The sequence below is a fragment of the Marinobacter sp. NFXS11 genome, from assembly GCF_040148675.1.
Classification (GTDB): Bacteria; Pseudomonadota; Gammaproteobacteria; order Pseudomonadales; family Oleiphilaceae; genus Marinobacter.
This window is the reverse complement of the sequence record NZ_JAGDDV010000003.1, coordinates 226,969-243,301: the sequence shown is the minus strand read 5'-3', so window position 1 is coordinate 243,301 and position 16,333 is coordinate 226,969. Positions and strand designations below refer to the sequence as shown.

At 56.2% G+C, this 16,333-nt stretch carries 17 protein-coding genes; 12 read left to right on the top strand and 5 right to left on the bottom strand.

Annotated features, from left to right (window positions below):
- Positions 1-67: 67 nt before the first annotated feature.
- From J3362_RS16755 to J3362_RS16745, 3 genes are all read left to right on the top strand, one after another.
- A complete protein-coding gene (locus J3362_RS16755; protein ID WP_349521280.1) occupies positions 68-373 on the top strand; it encodes an NIPSNAP family protein in 306 nt (101 codons plus the stop codon).
- A gap of 216 nt (positions 374-589) precedes the next feature.
- Positions 590-961: a hypothetical protein gene (locus J3362_RS16750; protein ID WP_349521279.1), complete on the top strand. Its 372-nt coding sequence runs from the start codon at positions 590-592 to the stop codon at positions 959-961.
- A gap of 76 nt (positions 962-1,037) precedes the next feature.
- Entirely contained in the window at positions 1,038-1,286 is a 249-nt protein-coding gene (locus tag J3362_RS16745) for a DUF1272 domain-containing protein (RefSeq protein WP_349521277.1), read from the top strand.
- A 36-nt stretch (positions 1,287-1,322) separates the two neighbouring features.
- On the opposite strand, the gene J3362_RS16740 is transcribed toward J3362_RS16745, so the two are convergent.
- Both J3362_RS16740 and J3362_RS16735 read right to left on the bottom strand, forming a co-directional pair.
- Entirely contained in the window at positions 1,323-2,519 is a 1,197-nt protein-coding gene (locus J3362_RS16740) for an MFS transporter (RefSeq protein WP_349521276.1), read from the bottom strand.
- 121 nt (positions 2,520-2,640) lie between these two features.
- Positions 2,641-3,489: an MOSC domain-containing protein gene (locus tag J3362_RS16735; RefSeq protein ID WP_349521274.1), complete on the bottom strand. Its 849-nt coding sequence runs from the start codon at positions 3,487-3,489 to the stop codon at positions 2,641-2,643.
- A 265-nt stretch (positions 3,490-3,754) separates the two neighbouring features.
- Between J3362_RS16735 and J3362_RS16730 the strand changes: the two genes are divergently transcribed.
- Together J3362_RS16730 and J3362_RS16725 are read left to right on the top strand one after the other, a co-directional pair.
- Positions 3,755-4,222, top strand: a complete 468-nt coding sequence (locus tag J3362_RS16730) for a hypothetical protein (protein ID WP_349521272.1) — start codon at positions 3,755-3,757, stop codon at positions 4,220-4,222.
- 139 nt (positions 4,223-4,361) lie between these two features.
- Positions 4,362-7,337: a DUF3857 domain-containing transglutaminase family protein gene (locus tag J3362_RS16725; RefSeq protein WP_349521270.1), complete on the top strand. Its 2,976-nt coding sequence runs from the start codon at positions 4,362-4,364 to the stop codon at positions 7,335-7,337.
- Between the two features lie 191 nt (positions 7,338-7,528).
- Here the strand turns inward: J3362_RS16725 and J3362_RS16720 are convergent, their stop codons facing one another.
- Positions 7,529-8,032 carry a lactoylglutathione lyase family protein gene (locus tag J3362_RS16720; RefSeq protein WP_349521268.1) on the bottom strand — a complete coding sequence of 168 codons (504 nt, stop codon included), beginning with the start codon at positions 8,030-8,032 and terminating at the stop codon, positions 7,529-7,531.
- A gap of 94 nt (positions 8,033-8,126) precedes the next feature.
- Here J3362_RS16720 and J3362_RS16715 point away from each other — a divergent pair, with 94 nt between their 5' ends.
- The 4 genes from J3362_RS16715 to J3362_RS16700 all read left to right on the top strand — a co-directional run bounded on the left by J3362_RS16715 (position 8,127) and on the right by J3362_RS16700 (position 11,594).
- The gene (locus J3362_RS16715) at positions 8,127-8,996 is read left to right on the top strand and encodes a LysR family transcriptional regulator (RefSeq protein ID WP_349521266.1); all 870 of its coding nucleotides are present in this window, start codon (positions 8,127-8,129) and stop codon (positions 8,994-8,996) included.
- A 77-nt stretch (positions 8,997-9,073) separates the two neighbouring features.
- The gene (locus J3362_RS16710) at positions 9,074-9,460 is read left to right on the top strand and encodes a GFA family protein (protein ID WP_041645078.1); all 387 of its coding nucleotides are present in this window, start codon (positions 9,074-9,076) and stop codon (positions 9,458-9,460) included.
- Positions 9,457-10,671 carry a serine hydrolase domain-containing protein gene (locus J3362_RS16705; RefSeq protein WP_349521264.1) on the top strand — a complete coding sequence of 405 codons (1,215 nt, stop codon included), beginning with the start codon at positions 9,457-9,459 and terminating at the stop codon, positions 10,669-10,671. Before J3362_RS16710 ends, J3362_RS16705 begins: the two co-directional genes overlap by 4 nt.
- Positions 10,668-11,594, top strand: coding sequence for a M14 family metallopeptidase (locus J3362_RS16700; protein WP_349521263.1), 927 nt, complete (start codon positions 10,668-10,670; stop codon positions 11,592-11,594). Before J3362_RS16705 ends, J3362_RS16700 begins: the two co-directional genes overlap by 4 nt.
- A 25-nt stretch (positions 11,595-11,619) precedes the next feature.
- Here the strand turns inward: J3362_RS16700 and J3362_RS16695 are convergent, their stop codons facing one another.
- Entirely contained in the window at positions 11,620-12,429 is an 810-nt protein-coding gene (locus J3362_RS16695) for a substrate-binding periplasmic protein (protein WP_349521262.1), read from the bottom strand.
- Between the two features lie 167 nt (positions 12,430-12,596).
- Here J3362_RS16695 and J3362_RS16690 point away from each other — a divergent pair, with 167 nt between their 5' ends.
- Positions 12,597-12,905, top strand: a complete 309-nt coding sequence (locus J3362_RS16690) for a hypothetical protein (protein ID WP_008170638.1) — start codon at positions 12,597-12,599, stop codon at positions 12,903-12,905.
- A 27-nt stretch (positions 12,906-12,932) separates the two neighbouring features.
- Here J3362_RS16690 and J3362_RS16685 read toward each other — a convergent pair whose 3' ends face one another.
- Positions 12,933-14,024 carry a TauD/TfdA dioxygenase family protein gene (locus tag J3362_RS16685; protein ID WP_349521261.1) on the bottom strand — a complete coding sequence of 364 codons (1,092 nt, stop codon included), beginning with the start codon at positions 14,022-14,024 and terminating at the stop codon, positions 12,933-12,935.
- Between the two features lie 231 nt (positions 14,025-14,255).
- Between J3362_RS16685 and osmF the strand changes: the two genes are divergently transcribed.
- A complete protein-coding gene (osmF, locus tag J3362_RS16680; RefSeq protein WP_502882448.1) occupies positions 14,256-15,122 on the top strand; it encodes a glycine betaine ABC transporter substrate-binding protein OsmF in 867 nt (288 codons plus the stop codon).
- A gap of 36 nt (positions 15,123-15,158) precedes the next feature.
- Positions 15,159-16,313 (top strand): ABC transporter permease, encoded by a 1,155-nt coding sequence (locus J3362_RS16675; RefSeq protein WP_349521733.1) that lies wholly within the window; start codon positions 15,159-15,161, stop codon positions 16,311-16,313.
- Positions 16,314-16,333: the final 20 nt, after the last annotated feature.

The window sequence follows — 16,333 nt, the reverse complement described above, 5'->3', positions numbered from 1 at the left end:
ATTTGCTGCTGCGCTCCAAATTTGCCGCAGAGCGCGGCGTTACAAGGCCAACTGAAAAGGAGTTCAGGTGGTTTCCTGCTATCTGAAATACGTCATTGATCCATACAAAACCGCCGAGTTCGAGCGCTACTCGAAAATGTGGATACCCTTGGTTCAGAAGTTTGGCGGTCAGCATCATGGGTATTTTTTGCCTTCAGAGGGTGCCAACAATATCGCAATTGCATTATTCACGTTCGAGTCATTGGCAGCCTATGAGAAATACCGAGAGGCCTCGTTCAAAGACTCGGACTGCCAAGCCGCATTCAAATACGCCGAAGAGACTCGTTGTGTAATAAGCTGTGAGCGCAGTTTTATGAGGCCAGTTTTTGAGTGAGCTTGTGACAAGTACATTAAGTCTGGTCCGTCCCTATGGGCCGTCCACCGGACTTCCGAGTCGGGCGCCCTTTACGCAAGCATTAATTTCTAAAGACAGGGATCAGTCCATGTATCAAGAAGATCTGAAACGTGGGCGAGAAAACTGGTATTCGGCTTTTTTCGCAGCTCACATTGAGCACCTTGCTCGGCCTTATCATCAATAAAGGAGTCAATTTTGAGAAAGGGAATCTTCGTCGTATTTATTCCTCTGCTGGTTGGCTGTGCCACCTATCAAGAACCCATCCCTACAACACCAGACACTGGCGAAATCGTCGAGCCGTTTTTTGAACAAAAGGCCGTTGGTGAGGATTCTCTCATGACGAATCAGGCGCTGAAGTCATACCGCGAGGGATATGTCCATGCCACCGAGCACAAGGCTTTTGCTCAATCAGATGTGGGATCCTGGTCTTGGAAGTCAAATAGAACCTCAATCAAGTACGCGATAGAGAACTCGTTGATAGATTGTCAGAAAAATAACAAAAAACACGAAGCTGAATATCCGTGCAAGATTATTAATGTTGACGGGAAATGGGTCGGGGAGCGCTAGATCAGCTATATTTTCTCATCACTGCACGACAAAGCCGCGCATGCTGGCGGCGTTATGAATTAGCAGGGAGAACTCGATGCTCGAATTAAGGCCCAATTGCGAGTGCTGCGACAAGGATTTGCCACCGGACTCCAGTGAGGCAGTCATCTGCACATTCGAATGCACGTTCTGCCAATTGTGCGCATCAGGTATTTTGGGTAACCAATGCCCCAACTGTGGTGGTAATTTTTCACCCCGTCCGATTCGCCCTGCGTCACTGCTTGGTAAATATCCAGCGTCAACCAAACGTGTCCTTAAGGCCGGCGGCTGCAGCGCCAATTCATAACCAGTCGCAGTGGTACGCGGCCGTTTGCCGGCCTTATCACGCCTCTGCCCGTTCCCGCCGAATCAACAGTGCCAATGCCAGCGCCGCCAGTGATCCCATCACAGCGGCGAAACTGATTCCGGTTGTCGTCAGGCTGGTCACGGTTGCCATCACGCCCAGGCCGATCACCGGCACCGAGATAGCGATATAGGCCACAACAAAGAAGGCGGACGTTACGGCGGCCTTCTCCGCAGTGGGGCTGGCTGAGGCGATTGCGCCCATGCCGGCCCGGAATGAAATACCCTGGCCCATGCCGGCAATCACGGCCCCGGTTATGAACAGGGCGAGGGATTGGGTATAGACGCCCAGTGCTATCGGAATCACGCCGAGCATCAGAGACACGCAGCCCAGGGGAAGGCGCAGCCGCAGCGGCAGGGCGCCTTGCAGGAACTGGCCAATGGTTGAGGCGATGAAAATGCTGCCGGCAACAACACCGATCAGCAACCGGTTGTCATAGCCCAGGACCTTGCCCATCATCGCCGGGGCGATGGAGGTGAAGAAGCCGCACATGGCGAAGCCGGCAAAACCGGCAATGGCGGCGGGAATGAACACGCCGCGAACTTCCGGTGGCACGCTCAGGCGCTGGATGGTCAGTTTTGGTCGAGCGGGTTTCGAGACGGTCTCCGGCGCTGCCCAGATGCAGCATACGGCCAGCAGGGCCATGGCCGAGTGCACCAGAAAGGTCAGGTGCAGTGGCCAGGGCAGATACTCGGAGAGCGCACCGGCAAGCATGGGCCCGAGGCCAAGCCCGCCCATGTTCGCCGCCGTGGCAAAGAAGGTTGCCTTTTCCCGCCAGTGAGGCGGAGCCAGTTCCAGGACGGCCACCGTGGCCGTGCCCGTGAAAATCCCTGCAGACAGCCCGGACAGCACCCGGCCGGTGAGTATCATTCCCAGCCCATTGGCTTGCCAGAACACCAGGTCGCTGATGATGGAACAAGCCAGGCCCGCGAACAGCATTGGCCGGCGGCCGATCTGATCAGACCAGCGGCCTGTCATGACCAGTGCGGCGATCACACCAAAGGCATAGGCGGCAAAGATGATGGTGATCATCAGATCGGAAAAGCCGAACCTGTCCTGGTAGATGGGGTAGAGCGGTGTCGGCATGGTGGTGCCGATCATGGTCACACTGAAGGTAAAGGCCGCGCCCAGGAATATGAGTAGCGGAAGCCAGGGGTTCTGCTTGGAGGGGGCCATGCCAGAGTTCCAATGAACGGTGATTGAAGAGTCGGTTACACTATCAGATGCGTTGGGCGGAATCGAAGCATCCCGATATCAGAGACAATCGTTCAACCGCTCTTCTCAAGGTTCTCCAGTTTTACACGAGGTAGACTTGATCGCCTGCGTGGATGGCACCTTCGGCAAGGATATCACCGTACACTCCGAGGTTCTGGTCGGCATCACGCACAATACTGCGCAGTATGCTTCTATCCTCGGAAAAGCCCCGTTGTTTCCTCACCACGGCTCCACAACGTGGGGCGGCTTCACCGAGCTTTATGGTGACGTCACCAATTACCAGCGAGCGCCCGAGCCATTCCTGTTCGGCTAATCCAGATATCTCCGGCAACGTCTCAATGATCAGGTTGGGCCGAAACCGTTCTACGTTCCAGTCGGGGCCGGGGTGGATTGATCGCATATGATTGAGGCTGGCGGTGGTGATGATGTGAAACGGGGACACCAGGAAGAAAGTCCCGAGTAACGAGACATAGGTTTGCATCTCGTCAGGCAGATTATCCAGATCAGGCAGTGGCTCGCCGGGCTCCCTCGCGAAGGTCGCTTTCAATTCAGTCAGCCAGGAATGATCATCGCGCTTGAAGCGCTGATAGAACTCCGCGTCACTTTTGGGGCGTAACGATTGCAGCTTGCTCTTGTGGCCTACCAGTTGGGATATTTTGTCATTCACATCGCGATCAGAGCTTAGTTTGACCTCGCCATCCGGAAAGAGAATTTCGACGGTTTCCGCGTTACCAACGGCCTTGCAGCGGCACTGCAACAACTCCGGGCGGAACTTGCAGCTCTGAATCTCCTGGCGGGCGACGTCCTGAACAGCGAGAACCCGATCTCCGGAAACACCCATTGATCCGATATCTGCCCGTGTTAACGATTCGCCAGCCATTCCTTTTACAGGGTATCGCCAAATGGACGAGACGGTCCCAATCCTGATCATCGCTTCCTCCTTATCCGCAATCAAAGTAAATCAGGGAGAAGCCATGGCCCATACGTCATATGACCCATGCACCAAACTACTTCGAGGGGCGTGGCGTTGAGCTACCAGTCGCTAATGAGCTTAACGTTACGGGAAGAGAGCGTTGCAACCAGGAGGCAAATGTCTAAGCTGAAGCTAAGAATCAACGGTTACAAATAAGCCCTCAACGGGGCATCAACTGCGTGCCGCACTGCTGTGTTCAGCTTCAAGCACGAAAGGAGAGAGCGTGCATCAATCAGCCGCCGAGTGGATTGTGTCGCTACTGAGGGAAAGGAACATTCCCTTCCTCATTTGTGGCGGGCTCGCCGCAAGGGGATATGGCTCTCAGCGCGATCTGCATGACATTGATCTCTTTGTCCCTGGGGAGCACTTTTCGTCTGTCGTTCAGGCAGGGCAGCCGTTTATATCCAAAGCGGCTGCGCCCCGCCAAGAGGAGGGCTGGGACCTGACCTACGTTCAGTTCAAATATGAGGGTGTCAAAGTGGAGGTAGGTAATGCCGACGGTGCACAAATCTTTGATGCAGGCAACGAGACCTGGGTTCCGCTCAATATAGATTTTTCTCGCTATGCGACGGTGCAGTTGCTGGGTCTGAATCTCCCCCTTATGTTGAAGGACGACTTGGTCCAGTATAAGACCTTGCTCTCACGTCCAGTGGATATCGAGGATATCCATGCTATCCGAGCGAAGGCATAACTTGGCCATGCACGTGCCCCCAATGAGAAACAGATCCCGCTCAATCAGTACTTTGAAGTGCTAGACTCCAAACGGTCTGAATGACAGCGCGTGGCTGCCGCCGCGGGCCCTGCTAAAAAAACACTAAGAGTTTCAACATATGAAAGGCCTGTCGATTCCAAGACCCGGCTCACAGGGCGGCATCCTCTTGTTTCTGCTTTTATGGTTCCTGGTCTCCGGCAACGCTGTCTCCGAGTCGGCGACGATCAACAAACGGGCCCAGCCCGGTTGGGTCACCAATATGGAGATCCCACCGTCCGAACCTTCCGGAGGAGTGGGATTAGGCGGAGTGGAGTACCTGCTCTACGACCTTCAAACCGATCTGCGGGACGCAAAGACTCGTCAGTACTTTCGAATTGCCAGCCAGATCCGCAATGAAGAGGGCCTTCGGGAGCTGTCCTCGCTTTCCGTTGTGTTCGATCCCGACTATGAATCATTGTCCTTCCACAGCCTCAGGATTCACCGCGGTGACCTTGTCATCGATCGTCTGGATGAAGCCCAGTTTCAGATTCTCCAGCGTGAGTCCAACCTTGAGCGGCAAATATACGACGGCTCGCTAACGGCTCACCTGATACTGGAGGATCTCCGCGTCGGTGACGTCGTGGAATACAGTTATAGCCTGGAGGGTAACAACCCCGTTTTTGATGGTCGTTTTTCTGGCCATTACTCGTTGCAATGGCAGGTACCGGTGCTTCGGCACCGGCTACGTTTTCTGGCCGACGAGGGCAGCCCGCTGCACATTCAGCCCTCGTCTCCGAATTTCCGATTCACCCGCACTGCTGAAACTGGAACCGTGGAATATGTCCTGCGTCAGGAAGCGACGGAGGCCCGGCCAGTCGAAGGTGGTACGCCCAGCTGGTATCGCCCGGTCGCCCTTGTGAGTGTGAGTCAATTCCAGAGCTGGGAAGATGTGCAGCAATGGGCCGCTCCCTTGTATGCCGTGTCTACCCCGGTATCGGAGGAGGTCCGGGAAATCGCCGAGACCATCGCCCAACAGCATCAGGCACCAGAGCAACGCCTGCAGGCCGCTCTGGATTTTGTACAGCGGGAAATTCGTTACGTCGGCATAGAGATGGGCGCGCATTCCTATCAACCCCGCCCCCCTGAAAAAGTTCTGCAGCGCCGCTTTGGTGACTGCAAAGATAAAACGCTGCTGCTCAATACTCTCCTTGGCCAAATGGGCATTACGGCCCACCCCGTTCTGGTTAATACCGACCTTCGGCACAAAGTCGCCGAGTCCGCTCCCTCGCCTTTCGCGTTTGACCATGTTATTACCCAGGCTCACATCGGTGATTCACTCTATTGGGTGGATGGCACCAACACTCATCAGAGAGGCGCTCTGAATCGCCGGACCCTGGCCGACTTTGGCGCTGGCCTGGTTCTTGACGGGCAGAATAACGGCATCACGTCCCATTACCCCGATTCGTCGACGCAGACGACACCCCGACTCGATATTGAACAAAAACTGTTTCTGCAAAAGGATCGCGATCGGCCTCTCGCGTTGCACATCAAAACGCAGATGAGTGGAGACGAAGCAACGACCATGCGTGGCCGCGTGGCGCAGGGCGGTGATGAGTTTCAGCAGGAATACATCCGTTATTACGAGTCGCTCTTTCCTGAATTGGAAGTCATCCAGAAGCCTGCCTACGTCGATCGGACCGGAAAAAACCAGATTGTCATCGATGAGCGTTATCGAGTGGCAGATTTATGGAGCACTGATGAGGGGGGCTTCACACAAACCCTTTGGTTGGAAGCAGATCAGATAGACGATTTTGCCGTGCCACCGAAGGATCAGAATCGAAGCGATCCCTATCATCAATACCACCCCATCACCGTGCAACAGAAATGGGTCGTGCAGGGCCTCGATGAAAGCTGGTCTCTGCCCGCTGAACATGAGGTTGTGGACAACCCCTATTTCCGCTACGAGCGAGAGGTTTCCTTCAATAGCTATCGATTGGAAGTGACCCATCGATACCAGTCGAAGACTGACTTTGTGCCGGCGCAGGACATCAACCGCTACAACTCGGATATCGAAAAGCTGAAGACTCTGAGCTACTACGGACTGCAGGAACCGATGCCGCAGCTAGTAGCCGAGGAGGAAGATCATCGCATGATGATCATCAGCATTTTAGCCGGTGTGCTCTTTCTTCTGGTTTTGCTCATTATCATCGATTACATCATCGATCGGCGTCGTGAGAAAAAGCTCAATCTGGAAAGCCACTATTATCCAGTCTCATCCACCAAGTTCATTGCCCTCAGTGTAATTACGCTCGGCCTTTATCAGGTCTTCTGGGGGTACCGTAATTGGCGCTACATCAGCGAGCGTGATTCCCGAAGCCTGTGGAGCTGGGCACGTGGGCTGTTTATCCCGATTACCTGCTACGGTTTGTTCGCCCACGCGCGAAACAATGCTGTGGGCAGCTACCATTTGCCACTAGCCGCGCTATCGTGCGCATTATTAGCGATAGCGTTTTTCGTGCTTTCACTGATTCAGAGTGCAGACCAGACCCCGGCGCTCTTGATGCTGGTCACATTGATACTGGGGCCGCTCTGTCTGTTGCCTTTGCAGAACTATGTAAATCGACTTCCGGAGAACCGTGAGGCATTTGCATTCAACTCCCGTTGGCGCCTGCGGCATGCAGCCGCTGCACTCATTTTCTCGCTCATCATGGGCCTTATGGTGGCTGAAGAACTACGCATCATTCCATCTGACCAAGTCGTTTCAGGCGAGGAACTCCCAGCTGATCTCAAACTGTTTTTATCCCGGCAATCGGTTATTGGTCCGCAAGAAGAAATCCTGAAGTTTTATTCCGACGCGCTTTGGGACTTCAGGCAGGATGGCAATGCGCTCACCAATGAGGGTGTTTTTTCGTATTGGCAGGACAACACTGGTGGATTCCAGTTCGTCAAGGCAAGGTATGAGGATATTGCTGATTTGGAGGTTAAAAAAGGCGGTGCTCTGGAATCGACAATGCTCAAGGTCTTCCTGAAGGACGGCTCCTTTTTCTGGCTTGTACTTTCGGTCGACGGCGACGAATCTTTTGTTCAGAGTCTTGAGTCACGGCTGGCAACTTGATGGAGGAAGCCGTGGAGAGATTCAAAGTATTCTCGTATCGTTGAAGATTGCGAAATAGTTATCCTGCTTGGCGGTACGGCTGTCTTACAACCACGGTCTTGCTTTGGTTAGCCTCTGCGCCCAGTTTCACGATTGTTGAATCAGGAGGACTTTCCGCAGCGGAAAGCCCCCAAACTAAAACGCCTTGGCACTTATTGGTAGGCCCCCGCACTGTATATCAACTCGTAGCTGTGGCTGTAAATTTCCAGGATGTTGCCAAACGGGTCTTCCATGTAAATCATGCGGTAGGGCTTTTCGCCGGGGTAATAGTAGCGCGGTTTCTCCATGCGCTTTTTACCGCCCGCAGCCACAATCCGCTCTGCCAGTTCCTCTACGTTCGGGTCTTGCACGCAGAAGTGAAAAACCCCGGTTTTCCAGTACTCGAAATTGTCCTCCGGGTTGGTCTGGTTCTTGAACTGAAAAAGCTCCACTCCGATTCGATCGCCTGTTGACAGGTGAGCGATACGGAAGCTGCCCCAGCCTGCGCCGAATACATCGGTGCACATCTCTCCGATGGCGCTGTCGTCCTCTTCGATCTCGGTTGGTTCCATAATCAGGTACCAACCCATCACCTCTGTGTAGAACTTTACGGCTTGCTCAAGGTCGGGCACGGATATGCCGATGTGTGAGAAATTTCTTGGGTAAACGTTGTTCATGTCCTGTCCTCCTCTGTTGAGACTGAGAGCAGGTTACATTCGCTGATCGATCATTTAAAATTATCATTTATTCTCGTAAAAATTATGGAATGTAATGATAAATACGACCTGGCTGCGCACCTTTTGCACACTGGTGGAAGTTGGTCATTTCACCCGTACGGCTGAGCGCCTTCACATGACACAGTCGGGCGTTAGTCAGCATGTGCGTAAACTCGAGGAGCAACTGGGCGCCGAGTTGCTGGTGAGGCAGGGCAAGCAGTTTTCTCTATCCGGTGCAGGAGAGAGGCTGTACACCGAGGCGCAGAGCATCCTCTTCGCATTGTCGAATCTTGAACAGACAGTTGGAGAAGACCCGCCCTTTGAAGGTAGTGTGCGAATCATGTCCCCGGGCAGTGTCGGGCTGAAGCTCTATCCACATTTGTTGGCGCTTCAGAGCAAACACCCGAAGCTGATAATCGATTACCGGTTTGCGCCAAATCCCGATGTGGAAACTGCCATTGCCGGGTCCGCTGTTGATCTCGGATTCATGACGTCAAGATCGACGCTGGCCGACGTAAGCTGCTCGCCCGTCGCCCAGGAATCGCTGCTGTTGGTAACACCGGCCACCGTCCAGGAACCGGATTGGGACACGCTGATGAACCTCGGCTTTATCGACCACCCAGATGGCAGTCATCACGCCAGTTTGCTTCTTGGTGCCAATTACCCCGAGTTTCAGCACAGTAACCTGTTTCCGAAGAAAGGCTTTTCAAACCAGATTGGTTTGATTCTGGAGCCGGTCAGTATGGGGTTGGGATTTACCGTTCTGCCTGCCCATGCCGTTGAAGCCTTCGAGAAGCGTGAGCACATCAGAGCTCATCGTCTAGCTACCCCGGTGAGTGAAACGCTGTATCTGTGCGTTCCACGGCACCGGGCACTTGCGGCGAGAATGCGGACTATAATTGCGGAAGCCAAAAAATGGCTTTGAACCGACCTGGAATTCGGCACGTTGCACCACTCGCGTGAGCTGTGATGTTGCCATTAACTGCTTAGTAAGGGATTGAGATGACAGCGCATTCTGGCTCTTGCCTGTGTGGCACCGTGACATTTGAGATTGAAGGCGATTTCGAGAACTTTTACCTGTGCCATTGCCAGCACTGCCAAAAAGATACGGGTTCTGCGCATGCAGCCAATCTGTTTTCGCAATCCGCCAAATTGACGTGGCTGGCCGGTGAGGATGCCGTGACGTCCTACACGCTTCCGGGTACTCGCCACAGCAAGAGTTTTTGTAAGCTGTGTGGTTCCGCACTGCCAGGCACTCAGCTTGAAGGGTTGCTCGTGGTTCCAGCAGGGTGTCTGGACACCGAAGTCTCCATCAAGCCAACGGCGCATATTTTCACGGCGAGCAGGGCAGCCTGGGATGAGGCGCTCGAAGAGGTACCCGTGCAATGACGGAACTCACACAGGTGGCAGGCCTGTCTACGGAACAGCTTCCAAACATCGAACGCCATCTTGACCGCTGCTATCTCCAGCCCGGGAAGTTACCTGGCGCGCTGACACTGGTCGCCCGGCGAGGGGAGATTGCCTATGTGAAAGCCCAGGGGCTGATGGACGTGGAGCGCAACAAGCCGGTCCGCCGGGATACGGTGTTCCGCATCTATTCCATGACCAAGCCGATCACGTCTATCGCCATGATGCAGCTTTATGAGCAGGGGCGGTTTTTACTGGATGATCCCGTACACAAGTATATTCCTGCCTGGAGACACCAGCGGATTTATAAAAGCGGGGTTTATCCCAACTTCCTGACCACGCCTGCATCCAGCACCATGACGATTCGCGACCTGTTCACGCATATGTCAGGCCTGACTTACGGATTCATGCAGCGCACCAACGTTGACGCTGCCTACCGCGAACTCAGGCTGGATGGCAGCCGGAGTATGTCGCTGGAAGCCCTGGCCGATCACCTGGCAGAGCTGCCGCTGGAGTTTTCCCCGGGCACAGCCTGGAACTATTCGGTCAGTACGGATGTGCTGGGGTATCTGGTGCAGTTGCTGTCGGGCAAGCCGTTTGATGAGTATCTGCGGGAGCATATCTTTGAGCCTCTGGATATGACTGACACCGGCTTCCATGTTCGGGATGATCAGCTTGACCGCTTCGCTGCCTGCTATCAGTACCAGGCCGGAGGTCAGTTCACGCTGCAGGATGACCCCGAGACCTCTCCCTTCCGGCGCAAGCCCCAGTTCATGTCCGGCGGTGGCGGGCTGGTTTCCACCATCGACGATTATTTCCACTTCGCCCAGGCCCTGTGTCAGGGTGGCGAGTTCCGGGGGCGGCGGATTATTGGTCGAAAAACTCTGGAATTCATGTGCCGTAACCATCTGCCCGGCAATCAGGACCTGCCGGGCCTGTCTGTCGGTGCATTCAGCGAGACACCGTTTGCCGGGACTGGCTTTGGTCTGGGTTTTTCGGTAAAAACGGACGTCGCCAAATCCCAGACCAACGGATCGGTTGGTGAATACGGTTGGGGTGGCCTTGCGAGTACCAACTTTTTTGTCGATCCCGTTGAGGAACTGGTGATGATTTTCATGACGCAACTGATTCCGTCGTCCACCTACCCGATCCGTCAGGAGCTGCGGGCGATCGTTAACGGAGCGCTGCTATGAACACAGATTCAACACCGTATCCAATCGGCACCCCCGGCACGCCCTGGGGCGATGCAGAGCGCGCCGAGTGGTTGTCACGGCAAACCCGTCAGCGCAGTTACGAGGCGGAGGTGTTGAGTGTGATCGAGCGCCTTGGCGCGCGGTTTGATGTGGAAGAATACGGCGGGCTGGATTACGGCCCGGATTATTATCCGCTGATGGCGATTCGCAGCCGCGACTGGAACAACGACCTGCCCGTGGTGCTGATCACCGGCGGCGTTCACGGTTATGAGGCCAGCGGTGTTCATGGCGCGCTTGAGTTCCTTGATAAGCACGCGGAGGATTATGCCGGGCGCGTGAACCTTCTGGTTGCGCCCTGTGTCAGCCCCTGGGCGTACGAGCGCATTCATCGCTGGAACCGGAATGCGATTGATCCGAACCGCTCGTTCCATGACGGCAGTCCCGCGGAAGAGTCGGCCGCCCTCATGCGGTTGGTTGCGCCGGTTCGCGAGCGTACGTTGATTCATGTGGATCTTCACGAGACCACCGACACTGACGAGTCGGAGTTCCGCCCGGCGCTGGCCGCCCGCGATGGCAAGCCTTTCGAGCCGGCCGGCATTCCTGATGGCTTCTATGTGGTGGACGATAGCGAAAACCCGCAGCCGGATTTCCAGCAGGCACTGATCAAGGCGGTGGAGCAGGTGACGCACATTGCACCGGCCGACGAGAAAGGCGAGATTTTCGGCTCACCAGTCGTTGCCCGGGGCGTGATCCAGTATCCGCTCTCGCAGTGGGGCCTGTGCGCTGGCATGACCCGCGCTCCCTACCGGACCACCACCGAGGTGTATCCCGACAGCCCCCGTGTAACCCCCGAGCAATGCAATGCCGCGCAGGCCGCGGCGGTGTGTGCTGCCATCGACTATGGGCTTACTCACTCTCAATAGGCCAAGCAATAAGTGGGAAAGCTGACTAGCCGGACTCGGATAGATAGGGCTGCGCCAGGGCCTCAAGCTTTTCTTCTCTGAGTTCGCCGATGGCATTCCATATGTGCTCTGCAAGTTCTGGGTGTCCCGCTTTGAATTCCCGCGAGAGCATCAGGTAGTAGGGCTTGGTTTTGAGAGGCGGATCAATCCGGACAATGCCCGGGAGCTGCCTGGCGTTCTGGCGTAACAGAAAATCGGCGGTGACCGATTGAAGCGCAACGGCATGAACGCGTCTGGCAGTCAGTAACTGCAGGCTTTGCCTGGAACTCCGAACCTTGATTACGGAAACGCCCAGGTTTTCCAGATCGTTCACGATTGAATAGCCCAATGGGGCGCCAACTGACAGGTCCGTGTCTTCGAAAGCCTTGCCGTTCCAGCCTAGCTCAGTATCTGGCAGGGCATAGAGATTGTAGCTGATGGTGGTTAGTCGGCGGGAAGGGTCAACCTGACCGTCCCGCCAGGGGTATTCGCCAATTCGGGTGCGGGCAGCATTGTAAGAAGCATTGAAGATACCATCCACCTGGCCGGTTTCGAGCATGGCCAGGCATCGTTTCCAGGGGTATCGGCTGAACTTGATCCGCAAATCCGGTATCCGCTCTTCCAGCAACTTGACCAGCTCCACCGCTGCGCCGGGTCTCTCCAGAACCTCCTGGGTGTCGCCCATGTAATAGGGGAATTGCGTTTTATCTTCGTAGGCAACATGCAGGACGGTTTCTGCATGGCCAATTCGGGCTGGACTCCAGAGAAGCAGAATGGATAGCGCGAGAGCGAGAACTGCATGAAGACACGCTTTCATGGGCATGCTCAAAAGAGTGAAGAGACAGGAATAGCTTAGTTTGTGGCGAGGAATTTTCAATACATCTTTCCATTGAGACCAGCAGCTCTGGCATCGGGCTGGAATGTATAAGACCATGCTATCCATACTTTCGAAAAGAGGCCATTACGGCCCGGGAGACCTGATCAATGAAGTACAAGAGTCTTGGGTTTTTGTTGGCGGTTGGCGCTTTGACGGGCTGTCAGACGTCCTCTCATGTTTCTTCCGCAGCTATGGATGGAGACGGCATTACCTGTAATGAAATCTACCAGGCATTTTCAGCCTATGAGAGCGACCGGCAATCCGCTGCGGCCTGGGCCCAGCTGGGCACCCTGATCAGCCCCAGTGCCGGGAACTACGCGGATATGGGCGTGAAAACGGCTGCCAAATACTATGATCAGATCAAGGCGGCAACGAATATTTCTCTCGCTGTTCGCGGTTGTCAGCCGGTGCAGTGACGCACGGCCGAATGCAAAACGGGTGAATCAGTTCTGCATGCGAATATCGTCTTTCCACCGAAAGCCCACGCCACCGGCCTGCCATACGCCGTCTTTGTTGAACGGGTGGGGGCCGGCCATGTTGATGTATTGGGGCAGCCCGAAATGGGGCGAAAGGTTTCGTGGCGCCTTGATGGTGACCCGGTCCATGATGCGCAGTCCCTGTTGCTCTGCCGGAAGATGCGCTTCTGGCGCGGCGCGGTGGGCGACGGCCCAGTTATCGATAAATAACAGATCGCCGGTTTCGTATTCGTAGCGAATTCCGTAGCCACCCTCGAAGGAATCGTTCAGCAGATCGTTGTAATCGTTGAACAGTTCCTTCATGGCGGCCTCGTCCAGCAGGTGGAAGCTGTCCGCGGGTGCGGGCAGGGTCTTCAGCTGGTCGAGGGTCAGACCTTCTTCCGGCAGGCGCTCCAACACGGCGCCGGTCATGCCCAGATGCAGCCAGATACTCTTGCGACCGGACATCGGGTGGGTGTGAACCACGGGGTGGGTCACACTGGATGCGGAGTTTACCGACACCAGTCGTTCCCAGAAATCCTGTTTCTCCGGAGGGAGTGCGTCAAAGGCCGCACCCTGGTGCGCGAAGTGGGTACCGCCGCCATTCTCGGGCGCACGGGCCATGTAATAGGCGCTGTGCGAGAAGGTGGCGGCTTCGAAACTGCCGTCGTTGTGCCATTGCGGGCCAACGCCGAGAATGCCCTGGCGGCCATCGTTGGAGCAGCGGAAAATGTGCCGGTTGCGGCCGGGTGTCGCGGGGTGCACGCCGTGGGTGGAATGGATCTCGCGCCCGCCCCACCATTTGCAGGCTTCAATCAGTTCATCGGGGGAAAGGCCGGCCTGATGCTTGAATACGATGAACCCGCGATTCGCCATTTCCTCTTCCAGGGCCTTGATAGCCGGCTCTGGCAGCTGGTTGCGCACGTCGGCTCCGTAGATCTCAACGCCGATAGGGTCCAGTGGCTTGAGTGTTAAACCTTCCTGTTCGAGCAGTGCCACGTTATCAGGGTTCAGGGGCGCTACGGTGGAGGTGGGTTCGCGGGTCTTTTCCAGGGTCTGTGCCATAGCCTTCACTACCATGCTGCTCGCTTTTTAGACAGCCTAACCCGTTGGGTTTCCGGATTTCAAATACGATGTCCGTTCCGCCCGATTTCGGAACTGGCTTCCTGCGGGTCGGCGCAGGCAAGACCAAATCCCGTTTGCCTTCGTAGATGCGGCCTCTAGACTGATAGTGGTAACCAAAAACCGAGAGGAATGGCCGTGACTCCCAAATCCCTTTTGCGCCGCACAGCGGCATTGATAGCGTTCGTGATGTCCGGATCGGTAATGGCTGCTGATCCCGTGGTCGTGTCTTCCAAAATCGACACCGAAGGCTCGGTACTGGGGCAGATGGTGTTGCAGTCTCTGGAGGGGGCCGGTATTCCGGTTGAAAACAGACTCCAGTTGGGTGGCACCAGCATCGTCCGCAATGCGATCAAGGCCGGCGAAATCGATATCTACCCCGAGTACACCGGCAATGCTGCGTTCTTTCACGATCAGGCGGATCGGGATATCTGGAAAGATGCGGATAAGGCCTACCAGGAGGCTGCTCGCCTGGATAAAGAGGCACATAACATTGTCTGGCTGGAACCCGCCGAAGCAAACAACACATGGGCTATGAGCGTGCGGGGCGATCTGGCGCGGGAAAATAACCTGGCCACACTCGAAGATCTTGCGGAGTACATCAATGAGGGCGGTGCCTTCAAGTTTGCGGCCAGCGCCGAGTTTGTGGAATCCGCCAGTGCCTTGCCGGCGTTCCAGGAGGCCTATGGCTTCAAGCTGGAATCCGACCAGCTGTTGATTCTTTCCGGTGGCAACACGGCGGCCACATTGCGCGCGGCGGCCCTGAACAACAACGATGTAAACGGTGCGATGACCTACGGCACCGATGGCGGGCTGGATGCGCTGGATCTGAAGGTAATGGAAGATACCGCAGGCGTTCAGCCGGTGTATCAGCCAGCGCCGATCGTGCGTGGCGAGGTGCTGGAAGCCTACCCGCAGATCCGGGAAGTGCTGACGCCGATCTTCGAGTCGCTGGACCTTGAAACGCTGCAGCGCCTGAATGGCCAGGTGGCGGTGAACGGGGTGCCGGCGGATACCGTCGCCCGGGATTACCTGGATTCGCTGGCCCGGGACTGACACTTGTCGATTTTCAGTTCCCGTTCCACCGGTTTCATGCCCAATCGAGTCCTGCCTGTGCTGGGTCTGCTTGCCCTGGCTCTGGTCTGGCTCCTGGACCTGGGAGTCATTCAACCCAACCGCATCGTTCCGGGTACCGGCCACGGTCTCCTGTCGGCAGTTGGCGGGCTCCGGGCTGGTCTGGTGTCACTGGTTCTGGCTGGCTGCGTTCTGCTGTCTCTTCTGCCGTTGCGCCGCCGGTACCTGCCGCTGCTGGGCCTGGTAGGCCTCTCCCTGGCGCTGTTGCCCCTGTTGCTCGAGGTCTTCGCGGGCCGGCACCTGCCGGAGGACGCACCTTATGCGCGATCATCCATCGGAGCCGGTTTCTGGTGTTTGCTATTTTTGCTGTCGCTGATGCTGATCGAAATCCTCGGGCGCCTCGGGAGCGGACGAGGGCTTCAGCTGATGATACTGGCCGTCATTGTTGGCAGCTGGCTGTGGATCCTTCGAGGCGGTGGGCTGGAGAGTCTGTCGCTGGTTCGGGAATTCAACGCCCGCCCGGACAAGTTCGAGCAGGCCCTTTGGACTCATCTGGCTCTGGCCTTTGGCGCGGTCGGTATCAGCGCCGGTCTGGCTTTGCTACTGGCCATGAAGATGATTCGTAGTATGGCCTGGCGCCGTCCTATCCTTGGCGCGGTCAGCTTTCTTCAGACTATTCCCAGCCTGGCGGTATTCGGGTTGTTGATCGCACCGCTCAGCGCGCTGGCGGCTGCCTTTCCGGCACTGCAGGCCATGGGTATTCGTGGCATTGGCTGGGCTCCGGCCTTGTTGGCGCTGGTGGCTTACAGCCTGCTGCCCATGGTGCGCAACACCTTCGTCGCGCTTACCGAGGTGCCCGAAAGCCTTGCCGATGCCGGGCGGGGCATGGGAATGAACGAGCGACAGCTGTTCTTCAAACTCAAGTTGCCACTGGCGCTTCCCGTGATTGTGGAAGGCGTACGCATTACCACCATCCAGGCCATTGGCCTGACCGCGGTTGCCGCGCTGATTGGCGCCGGCGGTTTTGGCAGCTTTATCTTTCAGGGCCTGGGGCAGGCGGCGATGGATCTGGTATTGCTTGGTGCGCTGCCCACCATTGCACTCGCGCTGCTGGCGGATGCTCTGCTCACCATGCTGGCGGCCAGTCTCAAGCCGACACCGGCGACGGCCTGACAGGAGAGGGATAAGCCCGG